The following is a 17,873-nucleotide window of genomic DNA, read 5'->3' as shown; positions in this document are numbered from 1 at the left end:
GGCAGCCGGCAACGAGTGGCCTCCCACTGCTGGGAGGACCGACCAACGCGGCCAGACCGTCAGGACCGGCCCCCCGCCCCTCATCTCCCGCGAGGCCTCTGCCGGCCTCCACTCCTCCCCGCGCATGATCATGGGGTTGTTGCCACTGTCCGCGGAGTGTTCGCGCGTGTCACCCGCAACGAATCCATGGTCACCACGACGTCGGGTGGGCGCCCGGGTCAACCGGTGACGTTCCGGCGCATCCGCTCCAGCGTCGCCGCGAGCCGGGCGAGGTCCTCCGGGTCCAGGCCGGCGCGCAGCTGCTCGTCGTGGGCCCGCGCGGCGTCCCGCAGCCGGTCGAACAGCTGCAGCCCGGCAGCGGTCAGCTCGACCCGGTGCACGCGCCGGTTGCCGGGGTCGCGACCGCGGGCGACCAGACCCGCGGCCTCCATGGCGTCGAGCTGCTGGGTCAGCGTGGCCGCACGCACGCCGAGCGCGTCGGCGAGCTCTCGCTGGCTGGCGACCGCCCCGGGGCGCAGCGCCACCAGGACCAGCCACACGGCCCGCGACCCACCCGCTGCCGCCAGTCGCGCGTCGAACGCCCGGCTGACCTCGCGGGCCACCTGGTGGAGGAGCAGCCCGATCGGCGGGCCGGCCGGAGGGCGGGGCACGGCGACACCGTACCAAAATGACAGGGACCTGATCTTTTGGTCCCTAACGGTTTGCCGTAGCGTGGGAGGCGGCCGACCCCTCCCAGGAGGCGCGCGATGACCGCCACCGCTCCCGCCGTCCAGCTGCGACCGGGCCGCCACACCCGCCGGGTGGTCCTGCTGGTCCACCTGGCCGCCTCGCTCGGGTGGTTCGGCGCCGACGTCGTCCTCGGGGTGCTCGCCGTGACCGCCTTCGTCTCCGACGACCCCGCCCGCGTGGCCGCCTGCTACACGGCACTGCACGTCTTCGCCGTCCCGGTCCTGCTCACCCTGGGCCTGCTCAGCCTCGCGTCGGGCGTGCTGCTCGGGCTGGCCAGCCGCTGGGGCGTCGTCCGCACCCGCTGGGTGCTGGTCAAGCTGCTGATCAACCTGGTGCTGGTCGCACTCGTGCCCGTGCTCCTCCGGCCCCGGCTGGCCGAGGTGGCCGGCCTGGCGCGCCAGGCCGACGCCGGACTGACCGAGCACCTCGGGCGCATCCCGCTGGACCTGCTGTTCCCGGCCTTCGTGTCGGGCACCGCGCTGCTCGTCGCCTCGGTCCTGGCCATCTGGAAGCCCTGGGGGCCGACCCGCCGCCGGTGACCGGCGAGGCCGGCCACGGCTCGGACGCCCCGGGCGGGCCTCCGCCGCCCGCCGTGAGCTGCCCCGCCGTGATCACGGGGTTGTGGCCCCGGCCGGCGGCGTGTCCCCGCGTGTCGCCTGCGACAACCCCATGATCGACTCGGGTGGAGGGCGGCCGACGCGGCGCAAGCGCCGCCGGCGGGTCGGCGGGTCGGCGGGTCGGCGGGGGAAGTGTCCCGGGAAGAGAACAGCGGCCCCGTCCCGGAGGACGGAGCCGCTGTGCTGTCTCAACCAGACGTGCACCCGAAGGGATTCGAACCCCTAACCTTCTGATCCGTAGTCAGATGCTCTATCCGTTGAGCTACGGGTGCGTGCTGTTCAGTTGTCGTGCGCGGAGGCTCCGGGATTTGAACCCGGGATGGGGATTAACCCAAACCGCATTAGCAGTGCGGCGCCATAGACCGGACTAGGCGAAGCCTCCCGGGGTCCGAGTCCCCCCGGAACCACCGAGGACAGAGACTACCAGCGCCCCGGGAGGGGTTCCGCCCAGGGTTCCCAGGCCCCGGACGGAGGGCCTCAGACCGCGACGGGCTCCGACACTCGGTCGCCGGCCGGACGGCGGCCGGGCACCAGCGTCACCAGCACCGCGAGGGCGGCCCCGGCGACGGCGAGCAGCAGGCTGCCGCTGACCCCGGACCGGCTCTCGATCAGCGCACCGCCGAGCGCGGCGCCCACCGCGGAGGCGCCGGTGGCCATCGTCGACAGCCACGTGAAGGCCTCGGTGGTGGCGTGCGCCGGGGCGATCGCGCCCACCAGCGAGTTCTGCACCGTCAGCGTCGGGGCGATCGCCGTCCCGCCCAGGAACAGCAGCGCGCCGAGCACCCACGGGTCCGACGCCGCGGTGAGCGGCGCGAGACCGATCGTCACGCCGAGCAGCAGCCAGCGGTACTGCCGCGGCAGCGAGACGCTGACCACCCGGGCGCCGAACCACAGCCCGCCGGCCACCGAGCCCAGCGACCACAGGGCGAGCAGAACGCCGGACATCCCGGGCGTCCCGGCGGCGTCGGCGAACGCGGGGACGGCGACCTCGAGCGCACCGAAGCCGAGCATCAACGCCGCGCCGCTGACCAGCACCCGTGGCATACCCGGGGCGAGGACCGTGGCGAACGCGCTGGCGCGGTGCGCCACCGGCACCGACACCCAACCGCGCATCGCGCCCGAGGTCGCGATGCCGAGCGCACCCGCCACGGCCAGCACACCAGCGACGGCGACCGCCCACGCCGGCGTGGCCAGCACCGCCAGCGCGGCCACGAGCGTCGGACCGGCCACGAAGACCAGCTCGGTGGCGGTGGCGTCGAGGGCGTAGGCGGTGCCCCGCACCCGCGGGTCGACGCGGGACCACAGCGCACGCACCGCACCGGACACCAGCGGCGTCCCGGCGCCGGCGACGGCCGAGGCGGCGACGATCGCCGCCGTCGGGGCACCGCCGAGGACGACGGCCACGAGCAGGGTCAGCAGCAGCGGGAAGGCCGCGGCCTGGCCCAGCAGGACCGGTCGCGGGCTGCGACGGTCGGCCAGCCGGCCGAGCACCGGCGCCATCCCGGCCATCGCCAGGCCGTAGGTGGCCGACGCGAGACCGGCGACGGCGTAGGAACCGGTCTGCTGCTGCACCATGAGCAGCAGCGCGAGCGGGACCATGGCCGACGGGAGACGGCCGGCGAAGCCGGCGACCAGCAGCACCGGAGCGGACGGCAGACGCCAGACGGACAGGTACGAACGCACGAGGAACTCACTTCGACGAGCAACGCGGAACGGGAAGAGTAGGGGGTCAAACCCTGTTGACTCCCTACACGCTACGGACGGCGGCGTAGGGGGTCAAGTCGGTTACGCCACCTACGGCGTGTCAGCGGCACTCCAGCGGCAGGGGATTCCATGGACTACGACACCTACGGGTCCACAGCGGTCGAGCTGGCCATCGACCTGGCCAACGCCGACCGGGACGCCGGGCCGGACTGGGCCACGGCGTTCCTGCGCGCCCACGACGAGTGGTTCTCGCCCGGCACCGTCCTCGACCTCTCCCCCGACGAGACCGGTCAGGCGGCCACGACCGCCGAGCTGGTCCGCGCCGTCGCCGTCGCCGGGTCGGAGGGGGAGGTGATGGACCGGCTCAACGCGCTGCTCGCCCTGGCGCACCCGAAGCCCTACGCCACCGACCACGACGGCGCGCTGCACCTGCACTACGCGCGTCCCGACGCGCCACTGCTCGAGCAGCTGACGACGACGGTGGCGATGGGCCTGTCGCAGGTCGTCGTCCAGCACGGCTGGCAGCGGATCGGCGTCTGCTCCGCCGAGGGCTGCGACGACGTCTACGTCGACACCTCGCGCAACGCCAGCCGCCGGTACTGCTCCAACACCTGCGCCAGCCGCTCGACGGTCGCCGCCTACCGCGCCCGCCGCAAGACCTGAACGAGGACCTCCCTGCCCTCACCGCTGGAACGCTCGCGGCGGGACCCTGCAGGGGGTGCCGTCCTCCCCTCCCTCCGCGAGCCCGGGCCGAGGCCCTGGACGGGGCCGCCCGCCCCCCGCAGAGGGCCGGGGCGTACGGCTAGCGTCGGGTGCATGCAGGGGGCCCGGCACTGGGACGTGCGCCTGCACTCCCTGGTCGGCGGGCTGCCGGACACCCCCGCCGACGCCTGGCTGCGCCGGCTGACCACCGCCGCCGACCACGGCCGCCTCTGGATGGCGATCGGCTCCGTGCTGGTCCTCCGCCGCGGCGCCCTGCGGCGCAGCGCGGTCCGCGGGCTGGCCTCGATGGCGGTCTCGAGCGGGCTGGTCAACACCGCGCTCAAGCCGGTGTTCGGCCGCCGCCGTCCCGACCTGGGCGCACACCCGGTCCACCGCCTGCTGCACGAGTCGTTGACCACGCACTCCTTCCCCAGCGGGCACGCCTCCTCGGCCGGGGCCTTCGTCACCGGCGTCGCGCTCGAGTGCCCGGCCGCCGGGGCCGTGCTCGCGCCGCTGGCACTCACCGTCGGCTACTCGCGGGTGCACGTCGGCGTGCACTACCCGGGCGACGTCGTCGCCGGTCTGGCCGTCGGCGCGGCGGTCGCCCTGGGCGGCCGGCGCTGGTGGCCGGTGCGGCCGTCGGCGCCCGCCCGGGTGCGGACGGCGCGCCGCGCACCGGCGCTGCCCGGCGGCGACGGCCTGGTCGTCGCGGTGAACCCGCGGTCGGGTCCCGCGGACTACGACCCGGCCGCGGCGGTCCGCCGGCTGCTGCCCCGCGCCGACGTGCGCGAGCAGAGCGCGGGGACGACGATCTCGGGCCTGCTGGAGGAGGCGGCCCGCACCGGCCGGGCGCGGGCGCTGGGCGTGGCCGGCGGCGACGGCAGCGTCGCGGCCGCAGCCGCCGTGGCGGTGGCCCACGGCCTGCCGCTGGCGGTGCTGCCCGCCGGCACGCTCAACCACTTCGCCCGCGACGTCGGCGTGCACACCCTCGGGTCCGCGGCCGCGGCCGTCGTCTCCGGCCAGGCGGTCGAGGTCGACGTCGCGGAGGTCAACGGGACGCCGTTCCTCAACACCGCCAGCATCGGCAGCTACCCCGAGATGGTCCGCCGCCGCGACGCACTGGCCGGCCGGCTGGGCCGGTGGGCGGCGATGACGGTTGCCGCGGCGCAGACCCTCCGCCGGGGGACGCCGGTGTCGCTGCTGCTCGACGGGCAGCCGGTGTCGGTGTGGATCCTCTTCGTCGGGAACTGCCGCTACACCCCGCGCGGGCTGGCTCCGGCCTGGAGGCCGCGGCTGGAGGACGGGCTGCTCGACGTCCAGTACCTGCGCGCCGACGTCCGCTTCAGCCGCACCCGCGCCGTCCTCGGCTCGCTGCTGGGCGTGAGCTCGCACGTCTCCGGCTACGCCGAGACGCAGGCGCGGCGGGTGCGGGTGGTCTCCCGGTCGGGCCCGCAGGTGGTGGCCTACGACGGCGAGACCGCGGAGCCGGCCACCGCGTTCGAGTTCGCGAAGCACGGGACGCTGACGGTCTACTGCTGCCGCACCGCTTGACCCAGCGGAGTGGCGGCGATCTCACTACGGTCCGGTCAGGGGTGTCCCGGCGCCGACCGGGGCACTGAGCCCACCCGAGTCCCCGTAGGAAAGAGGTCCTCCATGTTGGTCCGCCGGATCGCCCGGCCGCTGCTCGCGTCGTCGTTCGTCTACGGCGGCATCGACACCCTCCGCAACCCGCAGAGCCGGGTGCCGGGTGCCGCGCCGGTCGTCGACCAGATCGCCACGACGGCCGACCAGCAGCTGCCGGTGCAGGTGCCCCGCGACGTCGAGCAGTACGTGAAGGTCAACGCCGCCGCGCAGGTCGCGGCCGGCTCCCTGCTGGCCCTCGGCCGGCTGCCCCGGCTGTCGGCGCTGGTCCTCTCGGCGAGTCTGGTGCCGACGACCCTGGCCGGGCACCGCTTCTGGGAGCACGACGACCCCAAGGAGCGCTTCGGTCAGACCGCGCACTTCCTCAAGAACCTGAGCATGCTCGGCGGCCTGCTGATCGCCGCCGTCGACACCGAAGGCAAGCCGTCGGTCGGCTACCGCGCCCGCCGCGCCGCGACCAGGGCCGCCGACAGCACCGAGAAGAGCCTGGAGAGGGCCCAGAAGCGGGCCGCCAGGGCCCAGCGGAAGGCCGAGAAGAAGTACAAGAAGGCCTCCCGCTGAGCGACCCACTCCCGCCCGCGGCCGCGCTCCGGAGGATCGCCTTCCTCCTGGAGCGCGCCCGCGAGCCCACGCACCGCGTCTCGGCCTTCCGCACCGCCGCGGCCGTCGTCGACACGCTCGGGCCCGAGGAGCTCGACCGGCGGATCCGGACGAGGACGCTCACGGACCTGCGCGGCATCGGGCCCAAGACGGGTGCGGTGATCGTGCAGGCGCACGCCGGTGAGGTGCCCGAGTACCTGGCCCGCCTCGAGGAGTCCTACGGCGAGCTGGTGCCGCTGGCCGACGACGTCGCCGAGTTCCGCGCCCTGCTGCGCGGGGACCTGCACGTGCACTCGGACTGGTCCGACGGCGGCAGCCCGATCCGCGAGATGGCCGAGGCCGCGATCGGCCTGGGGCACGAGTACATGGCACTGACCGACCACTCGCCCCGGCTGACCGTCGCCAACGGCCTGTCCCCCGAGCGGCTGGAGCGGCAGCTGGACGTCGTCGCCGAGCTCAACGAGGAGCTCGCCCCGTTCCGGATCCTCACCGGCATCGAGTGCGACATCAACGTCGACGGCAGCCTCGACCAGACCGACGAGCTGCTCGGGCGGCTGGACGTCGTCGTCGCCAGCGTGCACTCCGACCTGCGCGCGGACTCCGCCGCGATGACCGAGCGGATGCTCACCGCCGTCGCCGACCCGCACACCGACGTCCTCGGGCACTGCACCGGCCGGCTGCTCGTCCCGCGGGAGCAGCGGGAGGGACGACGGCAGCGGCCCCGGCCGGAGAGCACCTTCGATGCCGAGGCGGTGTTCTCCGCCTGCGTCGAGCACGGCACCGCGGTGGAGATCAACTCACGCCCCGAGCGGCTGGACCCGCCGCTGCGGCTGCTCAACCTCGCCGTCGACCTGGGCTGCGAGTTCGCCGTCGACACCGACGCGCACGCGCCCGGCCAGCTCGACTGGCAGGGCAACGGCTGCGAGCGGGCGGTCGAGTGCGGCGTCGCGGCCGAGCGGGTGGTCAACACCCGCACCGTCGAGGACCTGCTGTCCTGGACGTCGTCGCTCGGCCGTCCGCCGCAGGCGCCGCGGACGGCACACCCGGATGGTCCTCGGTGACGATCGGAACGACTCCGCTCGCGTGGAAGGCTGCGCCACGGCGCTCGTCCGATCCGGGTGCCAGCGGGTCGAGCGGTTCAGGTGCGCTGATCGACACCCGGATGACTGAGGCCGGGACGCGGATCACCGAGGTCCCCGGCTGCGAGGGCGGCCGGACGCACGGCGACAGCGACCTGGATACCTGGCGTGACGGCTGCTGCGTCCTGGGTGCGCGGGTGGTGGGACGGCTCAGCCGAAGGGGACGGCGCTCCACGCACACGGCCTGCACCCGGCACGAGGCCGGGGCCGGTCGCGCCGACCTGCCGCGCCCGGGCACGGCCACCTCCACCGCTGAGCCGGACGACGACGGGCCGACCGGCGGCGTCGGCCCGATCCGGACCGCCTGAGCCGGCCATCACCCCAGACGTGCACCCCGAGTTCCCCTCCCGACCGGAGAACCGGCTGCGCGGGTCGGCCCTCCGGCGGGGCGGGGGCCCTGCGACAGCCGCTCTGCCGGCCGTGGCCGCGTTCGTGACCATCCTGGTCCTGGACGCGGTAGCGAGCTCACGTCAGTGGCCCGTCGTGCTGCAGGGGCTGCTGGACGAGCCGGCGCACCTGCTGACCGCGTGGCTGTTGCTGACGGCGCTGATGCCGTCCAGGTGGCGCCGGCTCACGCCGTGGGCGCTGATCGGCTCGATGGCCATCGACATCGACCACATCCCGATGTACCTGTGGGGCGTCGGCACGGCCGGCGACGGCCGCCCCGTCACCCACTCGCTGGCGTTCGTCCTCGTACTGGTCGCCGTCGGCGTGCTCGTCCCGCGACTGCGGATCGCCGCGAGCGGCCTCGGCGTCGGGCTGCTGCTGCACCTGGTCAGGGATCTCGCCACGGGCCCAGGCGTCCCCCTGCTGTGGCCGGTGCACGACTCGAGCCTGCTGGTCCCCCATGCCGGCTATCTGGCGGCCCTGGGGCTGGCCACGGTGGCCGCAGCGCTCCGGCGGACGGCGAGCGTCAGCCGCCGCTGAGCCCGAGCCGGAACAGCAGCGGGCGGGAGAAGCGGGCGCAGGTGCAGAGCCCGCAGTCGGTCCCCCTCCGGTGGTGCTCGTGGGCCTGCTTGCCGTGCCCGCACCGGCAGGACCTCCCGGTGGTCCGCGCGGCGGCCGTGGCCGCTGCGACCTCACGGAGGAGCCCGGCTCCGATGGACCTCGTGCCGGGACCCTGGTCACCGAGTGGCTGGACCACCGAAACCTCCTCTGCCGTGGGAGGTCATCGTAGTCGTCGCCGATCAGAGCCTCACCGTCAGGGCGGGTCACAACGTCACGCAGTCGTGATATGACAACGCGTGCAGGATGCCCGGCGACGTCGCCCTCAGGAGCACCCGTCCCCTGAGCAACGGCTCGACCGACCGCCGCGCTCGCCTGCAGGCGGCGGCCCAGCGGCTGCCGCACCGCCCCCGAGCACGCGCACTGGTCCGCCGACCTCCCAGGGCGTGGACGCCCGGGCGTCCCGCGGGGGTCCGTCGAGCGGGTGATCAACACGCAATCGGCCGCTGAACTGCTCGGACGGAGATAACCTGAGGCATGCGGGGAATGCGGCTGGCCATTGCTGCGGCCCTGGCAGCAGTGCTGACGGCAGCCCTCCTGCTCACCTGGGAACGCTCCCCGGATCCCGACCTCCCGCCCTCTCCGCCGATCGATGCCGAGGAGTGGCCCGGGTGGGGCTTCACCCACACCCAGCACAGCGCCGACGTCGGCCGCGAAGCCTCGATCGACTCCGTGACCAGCGCGCTCGAGGAGCCCCGGCTGGTCCAGGTGCAGCACATCATGGGCTGGGGCGCCGAGAACCCGGAGCCGTCCGAGGACGACTACGACTTCGACAGCCTCGACCGACGCATCCAGTTCATCCGCGACTCCGGTGGCGTCCCGGTCATCACCCTGTGCTGCGCTCCGGACTGGATGAAGGGCGGCGAGCCCGGTGGGACCGACTGGGACCGCCTGACCGAGGCCCCGCTGCACGAGCACTTCGACGACTTCGCCGAGCTGGCCGCGACCGTCGCTCGCCGCTATCCCGACGTCCGGCAGTTCATGGTGTGGAACGAGTTCAAGGGCTTCTTCGACGACGACCGCAACCGGTGGGACGCCGAGGCCTACACCGACCTGTACAACGCGGTGTACGACGCGTTGAAGGACGTCGACCCGGACATCGAGGTGGGTGGCCCCTACCTCGACTTCGCCGGCGAACCGGCCGATTCACGGGATGCCTCGCAGGACCTCAACGGCTCCTGGGGCTGGGCGGACCAGCGGGCGCTCGACGCCTTCGAGTACTGGCTGGAACACAAGAACGGCGCCGACTTCGTCGTGGTGGACGGGCACGCCACCGCCGGGGAGACGGACGAGTTCACCGCTCTCGGCAAGTTCTCCGCGGTGAACGCCTGGATCACCGAGCGAACCGATCTACCGCTGTGGTGGGCGGAATGGTACGTCGAGCCGTCGGCGGAGGGCTGGACACCGGAGCACGAGGTGGCGCTCCGGGTGGCGGCGATGATCGAGCTGGCTCGCAGCGGTGCGGACACGGTGCTCTACTGGAACCCGAATCCCGCCGGCACGGACTGCGCCACATGCCTGTGGACCGACACCTGGCAGGTGGACGGCGGACGTCCTCTGCCGTTCCTGACCGACGTCCTGCAGCGGTTCGCCCGGTGGTTCCCGCCCGGGACGGTCACAGGGGAGATCGACACGCCCTCCGGGGTCACTGCCCTGGCGACGGCCGAGGCGGCCGTGGTGGTGAACACCACCACCTCGTGGCAGACCGTCTCCGTCGACGGCGAGGACACCACGCTCGCTCCCTACGAGACCCACTGGGTCCTCCGCGACTGTTCCGACACGGAGGAACCGCAGTGCTCGTAGGCCGGCGTCCCTGAGGAGCACGGCGCTGCTGGTCGGGAGCGGCGACGTCCGCGGCCGCGGCCTGCGTCCTCCTGACTCCGTCGGCGGACTCGGAGCCCGGGGACCGGTCCACCGGCTCCCCTCGACCGGGACCCACCCCTGCGACCCCGCTCACCACCACGCGACCCGGCCACGTCACCGCGGTCGAGCTGTGGTGTTCCGCGGCCCGAGCCCGGCGGTCGTCCACGACCGGAGCGAACGGATCCGGACCGAGCGTCGCCCAGCCCTGCGGATCCCAGGCCTCGCCCCTAAACGTCCGCGACCGGGAACGATGTCCACCAGCCCGACCCGGCCTGCCGCCGACCACGCCGGTGGATCCAGGCTCAGGCCAGGAGCACGAGGCGCTCCACCACGACGACCACCAGGCCGACCGCCAGCAGCACCGCCGCCCACGTCAACGGCCGTAGCCGCGCGTCGCTCTGGCTGGAGGACCTGAGCCGTCGCAGCTCGCGCGCGAGGAGCACGCCCAGCAGGCCGACGAGACAGCCGATCCCGGCCGCGGTGAGCGGCGTCCCGAAGAAGACCCGGTTACTCGGCACGGCCGCGGACACGGTGGCGTCCGGATCGGCCTGGGTCGCCTCGTACACCACGGCGTCGGGGTTGGCGACGACGATGCGCACTCCGGGCGTGCGCGCCATCTCCGCTCGGAAGCGGTCCCCCCAGTCGGTCGGGTACTGCGCGGTGACGACGAGGTGTGCCTCCTGAGCCCTCGTGGTGATCAGCAGCCCGTCGGGACCGAGTTCCTCCAGGCGGTCGACGATCGCCTCGACGTCCTCGGGGTCGCGCGGCGCCACCTCGGGCCGGAAGTCCACCCGTTCCACGTCCCGATAGCTGTTGGCCATGTCGGGGGTCTCCGACCCGGTCACCACCTCGGCACTCAGCCACATCACCCGGGCGTTCCCCTGCGTCTGCTCGTAGACCTGGTCCAGAGCGGCCACCTCACCGGGGCGAACCCGTTCGAATGCTTCGTTCCCGTACCTCGTGACGAAGAACCCGCCCACCAGGACCAGACCGCACACCGCAGCGGCCAGGCACGCACGGAGCCGGCGCGGCACGGCCGAGTAGTCCTCCGAGCCCGCCGGGAAGAAGAGGTACGCGACGAGCAGAGCAGCTGCCGGCAGGGCGAAGAAGTAGACCCGCAGCCCGATCTCCCCACCGTAGCTCTGCATGAGGACAGTGACGAAGGGGCTGGCGAGCAGCACCAACGCCACGCGGTCGTCGTAGTCGCGCCACCGCCGGCGCAGCGCACCGGCTGCAGCGAGCACGAAGACGCCGAGGGTCGAGATGATCCTGGCGTTGAGGACCTTGGTGTGTTCCGGGTCGCCCGCGCTGGCACGGTCGGTGACGCTGCTGGACAGGTTGTCCGACAGCTGGCCGAACCCCCCGAGGATCAGGTCGAGGTGGCCCGACCAGTAGGCCGCCGCCATGAAGCTGACGTACCCCACGAAGATCACGGTCATGATCACCGGCAGCCCGCGCACCGAGAGCCGGCCCGCGAGCAGGAGGGCCACGCAGGCGGCGATCGTGAGGACGGGCGTCAGCTGGTGACTGGCGACGATGACGGTGAACATCAGCAGGACCAGCAGGAGCAGCGCCACCTTCTCGCCGGCCGGCACCCGTCGCGGAGGCAGTTCTCCGGCCACGGTCGTGGCGAACGGCCGCCCGCCCGGCCACGGCATCCGCCGCCACAGAGCCCCGCCGAGGTGGCGGGGAACCGGGCCGGTCGAGCTGAACACGGAGATCACCACGGCCAGCACCGACAGGTGGAGCAGGTAGGCCAGTCCCTGCGGGGAGAAGTAGTCCTGCCCCACCCAGTTGAGGACCGGGAACAGCCACAGCGCCAGCCACCGGGCGCGCCAGTCGGCACGCATCGACTGCAGGATGACGGCGAGGGGCAGCAGGTAGAGCAGGTTGCTCACGACAGGCGTGAGCTGCACGACCCAGGCGAGGTCGCGCCAGCCGTCGGCATCGGTCAGGAACGACCAGAAGGCGAAGAACCCGGGCCAGCTGTACCGGGCGTCCAGACCGGGCGCGAGAGCGCCGGCCCGGGTGATGTACTCCACAAAGCCCATGTGCACCCACGCGGTGGCGAACCGGGGCACGGTCTCGAGCAGGACCGGTAGCCCGTGCAGGAGCGCCACGGTCAGCACGACCTGGGCGCCGAGGAGCACCCGGCGAGGGCGGCCGAGGGCCAGCGTGAGGACGAAGGTCACGGTCAGCAGGCCGGCGCCGACGAGGGACAGGGGCGGGAGCACGGAGACCAACCCGAGCCCGTTCACCCGGGCGAGGTCGACCCCGCGCAGGGGCAGGACGAACAGCAGGACCGCGGCCGCCGTGGCCAGCCATGCCACCGCCGGCCATGTCCAGGCGGATGACCGACGTCGTGGCGGCTGGACCTCCGCCGTCCCCGGGCCGGTGGGCGGGCCGGCACTCGGCGCCGGTTCGGTGGTCGCCTGCGACACAGCCTGTCCTCCTGGTGACTCGATGGTGGGCCGCCCCTGCCGCATCGTGCGCCGCAGGCCCGGCACCGCCAGGACGGCCACGAGACCCTGACCGATCAGGACGGCCAGCCCGACGCCGGTCAACGTGGACACGCCCCACTCGCGCCAGACGGCGTCGAAGTGCAGGGCGGCGACCACCGAGCCGACGACGAGTACGCCGCGCAGGACCTGGATGCGGGCGATCCGCTGGCTGGCGCTCTGCACCCGCAGAACACCGAGGTAGATCTCGGTCAGCGCCTTGGGGAGCGCCGACAGCGCCAGCAGCTGGAGGAGCGGCACCGCCTCGACGTAGCCGGGCCCGAGCAGGCCCATCCCGTACGGCGCCCCCAGGCACAGCGTGATCACCGCGATGAGGAGCAGCCCCGTGGTCCGCCCGACCGCCGCGCGGCAGTTGGCGGCGAGCTTCGTGGCCTCGTAGACACCCTCGACCGTCAGCGACGTGGCCACGTTCACCGCGACCAGGTTGAGCATCGTCCCGACCGTCCAGGTGACGTAGAAGTAGCCGAAGGTGGCCACGGGGACCTCGGTGGACACCAGGACGGGGATGAGCTGGATGGTGGCGAACAGGCACAGCGCCCCGATGAAGTCCGCGGCCACGAACCGGCCCACCACCCGACGGGTGGGGACCTCCGTCCCGAGCGGCGCGGTGCGGACGTGCCGGGGGAGGAGCCGGCCGAAGATGAGCGCGTTGACCGGCACGGCCAGCAGCGCCATCGGGATCACCCAGGAGAGCCAGACGCCGTCCTGGGCGAACGGCACCGCGAAGGCCAGCAGGAGGAGGATCTTCACGACGCCGAAGGCGACGTTGGCGGCGGGGACCCACGGGGAACGGCGCAGCCCCATGAGGACGGCGTCCTGCAGGGTCACGACAGCCGCAGCGATGACCGCACCGGTGAACCAGAGCCCGGTGCCCAGGCCGCCCAGGTGCGCGTAGGCCGGCCCCCACAGGTCCAGGGTGGCCAGGAAGGCGGCGCTGAGTCCGGTGACGGTGACGATCGTCAGCACGTACACCGCGGCCACGAATCGGCCGGCCCGCGGCCCGCTCTCCCCCACGAACCGGGTCAGCGTCCCCATGAGATTGAACGCGACGGCCCCGGAGAGCAGCATCATCACGGAGATCGTCGCCGAGCCGCGACCCACGTCCGTGGCGTCGTAGTTCCGGGCCGCCAGTGCCCAGTACGCCAGCCCGAGCACGCCGGTGAGTCCCGTGTTGAGCAGGAGGCTGTAGGCGTTGCGGTAGAAGGGCTGCGCCCAGTGCGCCGCCATCCGGGCGCGCAACGTCTCCTGGCCGGTGCCCGGGGGGATCAGCTCCGGCTGGACCGTCAGCGGCGGCACCTCACGCACGTCAGTCATCGCGGCCCGGCCGTCGCAGCGCGGACTTCGTCCGACGGACCACCGCGTAGCCGCGAGTCAGCGTGCGGTCGACCAGGTAGACCCGGCGCAGGCCCTCCGTCCGCAGGATCCGGCGGAACGTCTCCAGGTCCGTCGCGCGGCGGACCGTCAGCCGCGGCACCGCCAGGGGGTCGTGCCGTCCTCCGGCGGCCGCATTGGCGACCGCCGCCGCGGACCGGTAGCCGGTCACCTCGACCGCCTTCCGCACCCTGCGGCTGGAGTACCCGTAGGGATAGGCGAGGGTCCGCACCGGCATGCCGACGCGCTCCTCGAGGAGGGACCGGCTGCGCGCCAGTTCCTCGGCCAGGGCGCTCCCCGGGAGCTGGTCGAGCTGGGGGTGGCTGTGGCTGTGGGCCCCGACCTCGATGCCGGCGTCCGCGATCTCGCGGACCTGGTCCCAGCGCAGCATGGCGTCCAGCGGCTGCCCGGCGGCCTCCTCCCCCGCATCGTCGACCCAACCCGTGGTGACGAAGACGGTGGCGGTGGCCCCGTGCTCACGCAGGAGAGGCAGGGCCGTGCTGTGGAAGTCGGCGTATCCGTCGTCGAAGGTCAACGCCACCACCCGCTCGGGCAGCCGGCGCCCGGTGGCGGTCGCCTCGGCCACCTCGGAGAACGGGAGCGTGGTGAACCCGAGGTGGTCGAGCATCTCGAGCTGGGCAGCGAATGCGCTCGGCGTGACCGACAACCGACGGGTGACCGGAGTGGGCTCGTCGGTGATCGAGTGGTACATGAGCACGGGGACCGGCAACATCTACTCCCCCTGCACCGGACGGCGGTTCTGCGCCGTGCCGACGACGTAGCCGGCGGTGGTCGCCAGCAGCCCGACCGTGATGGCGCCGGCGCGGGCGAAGCCGACCGTCTCCCCGCGCAGCCCCTCGCGGATCCCCCGCACGACGCCGCGCCGCAACGTCACCGCCGCGTACCGCCGTTCCTCGGACAGGCCCGCGGAGCGGCCGACACTGCGGGTCACCAGGGCCTTGGACAGGCCCTCGGCGTAGCAACGGGACCGGAAGTAGGAGAAGCGCTCCCGAGCGGCCGGAGCCCGGTGCCAGATGACCGCCCCGGGTTCGAAGAGGAAGACCGAACCGGGTCGTCGCTGGCTCACCCGGATGCAGAACTCCGTCTCCTCGCAACCGAGCGGCCGCGGATCGCCGGACGTCCGTCCGATGTGGCTGGGGAAGCCCCCCGCCTGTGCGAAGACCTCGCGCCGGAAGGAGGCGTTGCCGCCGAGGAGGTTGCGGACCGCGCCGGGCTCCCGGCCCACGAAGGTGCAGCCCACCACCCAGTCGAACTCCTCGGGGAACCACCGCGGCCGGCCGGTCTCCCACAGCGGCAGGGTGAGCCCGCCCACGCCCGCGACCTCGGGACGGGCGTAGCCGGCCGCCATGTGCGCCAGCCACCCCGGGCCGGCGACGGCGTCGTCGTCGAGGAAGGCCACGACGCTGCCGCGCGCCAGCGCCACCCCGGTGTTCTTGCCACCGGAGAGACCCCTCGGCCCGTCGTTGGCCACCACGTGCACGTCCGGCAGCTCAGCTGCCAGCCGCTCCTGGAGCGCCGGGTTGTGGTCGACGACCAGCAGGATCTCGGCGGGGGCGAACTCCTGCTCCCGGACCGACTGGACCGCCGCGAGCACGTCGTCCCAGCGCTGCTCGGTGTAGGCGCAGATGACGACGGAGATGCTGGGCGGCTCGGCCGGGAGCCCTCCGATCGGCCGCTCCACGGGAAGACTTCCGGTGGTCATGACATCCCTCCCGACACTGGCTGCTCCACGCGGTTCGGCGCGGTCAGCGCGGTTCGTAGTTGCCCGTAGCGGTGCAGTGCCCGGTCCGCCATCCGGACGAGCGCCGGCCGCCCGGCGACCGCCAGCCGCACCCGGCGGACGGGCGCCCGCCTCAGCCAGTGCACCGCGGCAGCAGGGGACGCACGGAGCACCCGTCCCTCGCCGACGAGAACGTCGCGGCTCTTGAAGGCCTGCTTGTACTCGTTCTTCACGCTGGCGCCCATGTGGACGAGCGCCACGCCCTCGTCGGCCGCCGCTCGGGCCATCCGCATGCGGGTGACCGTGCCGGGCGAGTACCGCGAGAAGCGGGTGTCGTAGCTGGGGAACCAACCCGCCAGGACGTCGTCCATCCGCAGCAGGAGGTGCCCTGCCACCAGCTCGCCTCCGGCGCTGAGGAGACACAGGACCGACGAGAAGCTGTCGGTGCGGATGTCGAGGAGGTCGTCCAGGAGTGCAGGGATCCACGGCTGGGAGAACCGGTCCGCCCGGCCGGTCCGCTGGTACTGCGCCGACTTCCAGGACATCAACGTCCGCAAGGCGTCATGGTCACCGGAGTCGAAGACGAAGCCGACCTCGCCCACGTCGCGCTCGAGCTTTCGTTGCTTGCGCCGGACGTCCTTCGCCAGGCCGGGCGATGCCGCCTTGAGGCCGGCGACGTACTGCTCGAATCCCGCGCCGAGGTCCATGACCGGCGACGGCGCCCGGTGGACGACCGACGACTCGAGGGGGGCCTGCCCGGACACGAGGAAGTCGAACTCCCACGCGGCCAGGCCGCAGGCGCGCAGCAGCTGCTGCGGGTCCCAGTCCAGGTCGGGCTCGTACACCATGCCCTGGCAGGTGGTGAGCCCCGCGGCGATGGGCACGCCCAACCCGAGGCTCCGCTCCTCGAACGGGAAGAAGCCCACGATCCGGGAGCTGTCCTCGAGAACCGCCACCCGCGCCTGAGCCCGACGCCGGCCGACCGCCGCGGCGAACTCGGGACCGAGGAAGGGGTGGACCAGGGCTGGTGTCGTGCGCTGGATCTCGCGCCACCGCTTCATCTCGCCCGAGCCGAGTTCCTCGGGCCTCACCACGGTGATCCTCATGACGCCCCTAGCGTTCTCTGCCCCGCGACCGGCACGGAGGCGGAGCTCATCACAGCGGCGGAGTACCGGTCGGTCGACGTGCGAGCCCGGCCGAGGGTCCGGAGCGTCCGGTCGGCCGCGCGGGCCAGGACCGGGGTGGAGATGACCGTGTTCCGCAGGTGGCGGACCGGTGCACGGCGGATCCAGTGCAGGACAGCGGCCGGCCCGTGCAGCGTGATGCGCCCCTCCCCCACGAAGGTGTCGGAGGTCTTGAGCCAGTCCTTGTAGTCCTTGGGCCCTCGCCCCAGGTCCATCCTCTCGATCCCCTGTGCCGCGGCGGCCTCGGCCATGCCGAGGTGCAGGAGCAGACCCGGCGAGTGGCGGGCGAACCGTGGGTCGTAGGCGGGGAACCAGGTCGGGAGGACCCGCGTCGAGGCGATACCGAAGTGCGCGGCCACCGGCTGGCTCCCGGCGTAGAGGACCGACAGCCGACCCGTGCACGTGTCCGCGCGCGTGGCGGCCAACTGCTCGACGAGGGCCACGATCCAGGCCTGGGCGAACCGGTCGGAGCGTCCCGTCCTCCGGTACTGGGCCGATTTCCAGGCGAGCAGCATGCGCAGCACCTCCGGGTCCTTCTCGTCGAAGACGAAACGGACCGGCCCCACCTCTCGCGCGAGCCGGCGCTGGCGCCGCGGCAGGTCCCGGAGTCTCGCGCACGCGGCACGGCGGGCACGGAGGTACGGCTCGTATCCGCCGCTGAGATCGATCACCGGGGAGGGGAAACGGGACATGCGGCAGGTGTCGAACAGCGTCTGTCCCTCGAGCAGGTGGTCGAACTCCCAGACCGACAGGCCGCACAGGCGCAGCAGCTCACGGAGATCCCAGTCCAGCCCGGGTGCGTGCACGAGGCCTTGACCGTCGGTGAGCCCGGCCGCGATCGGCACGCCGGTGCCCAGCCGGCCGCGCTCGAACGGGAGGAAGCCCACCACCTCGGCGCCGTCTGTCAGTACCGCGACCCTCGAGCGGGGCCGTACCAGGCCGACCGCCACGGCGAAGTCGGGGGAGAGGAACGGGTTGTCGAAGGACGGCACCGCGCGCTGCAGCCGGCGCCACTGCTCGAGCTCGCCGGCCCCGAGTTCGGAGGGGTGGACCACGGT

Annotated in this window: 15 protein-coding genes and 2 tRNA genes; 8 read left to right on the top strand and 9 right to left on the bottom strand. The window is 73.3% G+C overall.

Annotation, left to right across the window (positions count from 1 at the left end):
* Positions 1-218 precede the first annotated feature (218 nt).
* Positions 219-650, bottom strand: coding sequence for a MarR family winged helix-turn-helix transcriptional regulator (locus ACWIX3_RS06250; RefSeq protein WP_448611212.1), 432 nt, complete (start codon positions 648-650; stop codon positions 219-221).
* 96 nt (positions 651-746) lie between these two features.
* Here ACWIX3_RS06250 and ACWIX3_RS06245 point away from each other — a divergent pair, with 96 nt between their 5' ends.
* Complete coding sequence (locus ACWIX3_RS06245; protein WP_448611211.1) at positions 747-1,268, top strand: DUF2269 family protein; 522 nt, start codon at positions 747-749, stop codon at positions 1,266-1,268.
* 277 nt (positions 1,269-1,545) lie between these two features.
* Here the strand turns inward: ACWIX3_RS06245 and ACWIX3_RS06240 are convergent.
* The 3 genes from ACWIX3_RS06240 to ACWIX3_RS06230 form a co-directional block, all read right to left on the bottom strand.
* Positions 1,546-1,618 (bottom strand) — tRNA-Arg (locus tag ACWIX3_RS06240).
* 21 nt (positions 1,619-1,639) lie between these two features.
* A tRNA-Ser gene (locus ACWIX3_RS06235) sits at positions 1,640-1,728 on the bottom strand.
* A 95-nt stretch (positions 1,729-1,823) separates the two neighbouring features.
* Positions 1,824-3,029, bottom strand: a complete 1,206-nt coding sequence (locus ACWIX3_RS06230) for an MFS transporter (protein ID WP_448611210.1) — start codon at positions 3,027-3,029, stop codon at positions 1,824-1,826.
* A gap of 150 nt (positions 3,030-3,179) precedes the next feature.
* Between ACWIX3_RS06230 and ACWIX3_RS06225 the strand changes: the two genes are divergently transcribed.
* The 7 genes from ACWIX3_RS06225 to ACWIX3_RS06195 all read left to right on the top strand — a co-directional run bounded on the left by ACWIX3_RS06225 (position 3,180) and on the right by ACWIX3_RS06195 (position 9,940).
* Complete coding sequence (locus ACWIX3_RS06225) at positions 3,180-3,713, top strand: CGNR zinc finger domain-containing protein (RefSeq protein WP_448611209.1); 534 nt, start codon at positions 3,180-3,182, stop codon at positions 3,711-3,713.
* Between the two features lie 153 nt (positions 3,714-3,866).
* Positions 3,867-5,303, top strand: coding sequence for a phosphatase PAP2 family protein (locus tag ACWIX3_RS06220; protein WP_448611208.1), 1,437 nt, complete (start codon positions 3,867-3,869; stop codon positions 5,301-5,303).
* 102 nt (positions 5,304-5,405) lie between these two features.
* Positions 5,406-5,954: a DoxX family protein gene (locus tag ACWIX3_RS06215; RefSeq protein ID WP_448611207.1), complete on the top strand. Its 549-nt coding sequence runs from the start codon at positions 5,406-5,408 to the stop codon at positions 5,952-5,954.
* Positions 5,951-7,054, top strand: coding sequence for a PHP domain-containing protein (locus ACWIX3_RS06210; protein WP_448612443.1), 1,104 nt, complete (start codon positions 5,951-5,953; stop codon positions 7,052-7,054). The genes ACWIX3_RS06215 and ACWIX3_RS06210 overlap by 4 nt, the downstream gene beginning before the upstream one ends.
* A gap of 101 nt (positions 7,055-7,155) precedes the next feature.
* Positions 7,156-7,440, top strand: a complete 285-nt coding sequence (locus ACWIX3_RS06205) for a hypothetical protein (protein WP_448611206.1) — start codon at positions 7,156-7,158, stop codon at positions 7,438-7,440.
* Positions 7,441-7,552: 112 nt separating this feature from the next.
* The gene (locus ACWIX3_RS06200) at positions 7,553-8,059 is read left to right on the top strand and encodes a metal-dependent hydrolase (RefSeq protein WP_448611205.1); all 507 of its coding nucleotides are present in this window, start codon (positions 7,553-7,555) and stop codon (positions 8,057-8,059) included.
* 555 nt (positions 8,060-8,614) lie between these two features.
* Complete coding sequence (locus tag ACWIX3_RS06195) at positions 8,615-9,940, top strand: GH39 family glycosyl hydrolase (protein ID WP_448611204.1); 1,326 nt, start codon at positions 8,615-8,617, stop codon at positions 9,938-9,940.
* Between the two features lie 362 nt (positions 9,941-10,302).
* Here the strand turns inward: ACWIX3_RS06195 and ACWIX3_RS06190 are convergent, their stop codons facing one another.
* The 5 genes from ACWIX3_RS06190 to ACWIX3_RS06170 are packed head-to-tail and all read right to left on the bottom strand — an operon-like array spanning position 10,303 to position 17,870.
* Positions 10,303-13,833, bottom strand: a complete 3,531-nt coding sequence (locus ACWIX3_RS06190; RefSeq protein ID WP_448611203.1) for a hypothetical protein — start codon at positions 13,831-13,833, stop codon at positions 10,303-10,305.
* Positions 13,826-14,623 (bottom strand): polysaccharide deacetylase family protein, encoded by a 798-nt coding sequence (locus ACWIX3_RS06185; protein ID WP_448611202.1) that lies wholly within the window; start codon positions 14,621-14,623, stop codon positions 13,826-13,828. The genes ACWIX3_RS06190 and ACWIX3_RS06185 overlap by 8 nt, the downstream gene beginning before the upstream one ends.
* The gene (locus ACWIX3_RS06180; protein WP_448611201.1) at positions 14,624-15,613 is read right to left on the bottom strand and encodes a glycosyltransferase family 2 protein; all 990 of its coding nucleotides are present in this window, start codon (positions 15,611-15,613) and stop codon (positions 14,624-14,626) included.
* The gene (locus ACWIX3_RS06175; RefSeq protein WP_448611200.1) at positions 15,610-16,722 is read right to left on the bottom strand and encodes a GNAT family N-acetyltransferase; all 1,113 of its coding nucleotides are present in this window, start codon (positions 16,720-16,722) and stop codon (positions 15,610-15,612) included. The genes ACWIX3_RS06180 and ACWIX3_RS06175 overlap by 4 nt, the downstream gene beginning before the upstream one ends.
* A gap of 11 nt (positions 16,723-16,733) precedes the next feature.
* Positions 16,734-17,870, bottom strand: a complete 1,137-nt coding sequence (locus ACWIX3_RS06170) for a GNAT family N-acetyltransferase (RefSeq protein ID WP_448611199.1) — start codon at positions 17,868-17,870, stop codon at positions 16,734-16,736.
* Between the last annotated feature and the right edge of the window lie 3 nt (positions 17,871-17,873).

The sequence above is a fragment of the Geodermatophilus sp. URMC 60 genome, from assembly GCF_053502585.1.
This window is presented reverse-complemented; position numbering and strand designations above follow the sequence as displayed.

What these genes read in the sequence shown, in the direction of transcription:
- ACWIX3_RS06245 (WP_448611211.1), top strand. Translation starts at nt 747, where the DNA reads ATGACCGCCACCGCTCCCGCCGTCCAGCTGCGACCGGGCCGCCACACC.
- ACWIX3_RS06225 (WP_448611209.1), top strand. Translation starts at nt 3,180, where the DNA reads ATGGACTACGACACCTACGGGTCCACAGCGGTCGAGCTGGCCATCGAC.
- ACWIX3_RS06220 (WP_448611208.1), top strand. Translation starts at nt 3,867, where the DNA reads ATGCAGGGGGCCCGGCACTGGGACGTGCGCCTGCACTCCCTGGTCGGC.
- ACWIX3_RS06215 (WP_448611207.1), top strand. Translation starts at nt 5,406, where the DNA reads ATGTTGGTCCGCCGGATCGCCCGGCCGCTGCTCGCGTCGTCGTTCGTC.
- ACWIX3_RS06205 (WP_448611206.1), top strand. Translation starts at nt 7,156, where the DNA reads ATGACTGAGGCCGGGACGCGGATCACCGAGGTCCCCGGCTGCGAGGGC.
- ACWIX3_RS06195 (WP_448611204.1), top strand. Translation starts at nt 8,615, where the DNA reads ATGCGGGGAATGCGGCTGGCCATTGCTGCGGCCCTGGCAGCAGTGCTG.
- ACWIX3_RS06190 (WP_448611203.1), bottom strand. Translation starts at nt 13,833, where the DNA reads ATGACTGACGTGCGTGAGGTGCCGCCGCTGACGGTCCAGCCGGAGCTG.
- ACWIX3_RS06185 (WP_448611202.1), bottom strand. Translation starts at nt 14,623, where the DNA reads ATGTTGCCGGTCCCCGTGCTCATGTACCACTCGATCACCGACGAGCCC.
- ACWIX3_RS06180 (WP_448611201.1), bottom strand. Translation starts at nt 15,613, where the DNA reads ATGACCACCGGAAGTCTTCCCGTGGAGCGGCCGATCGGAGGGCTCCCG.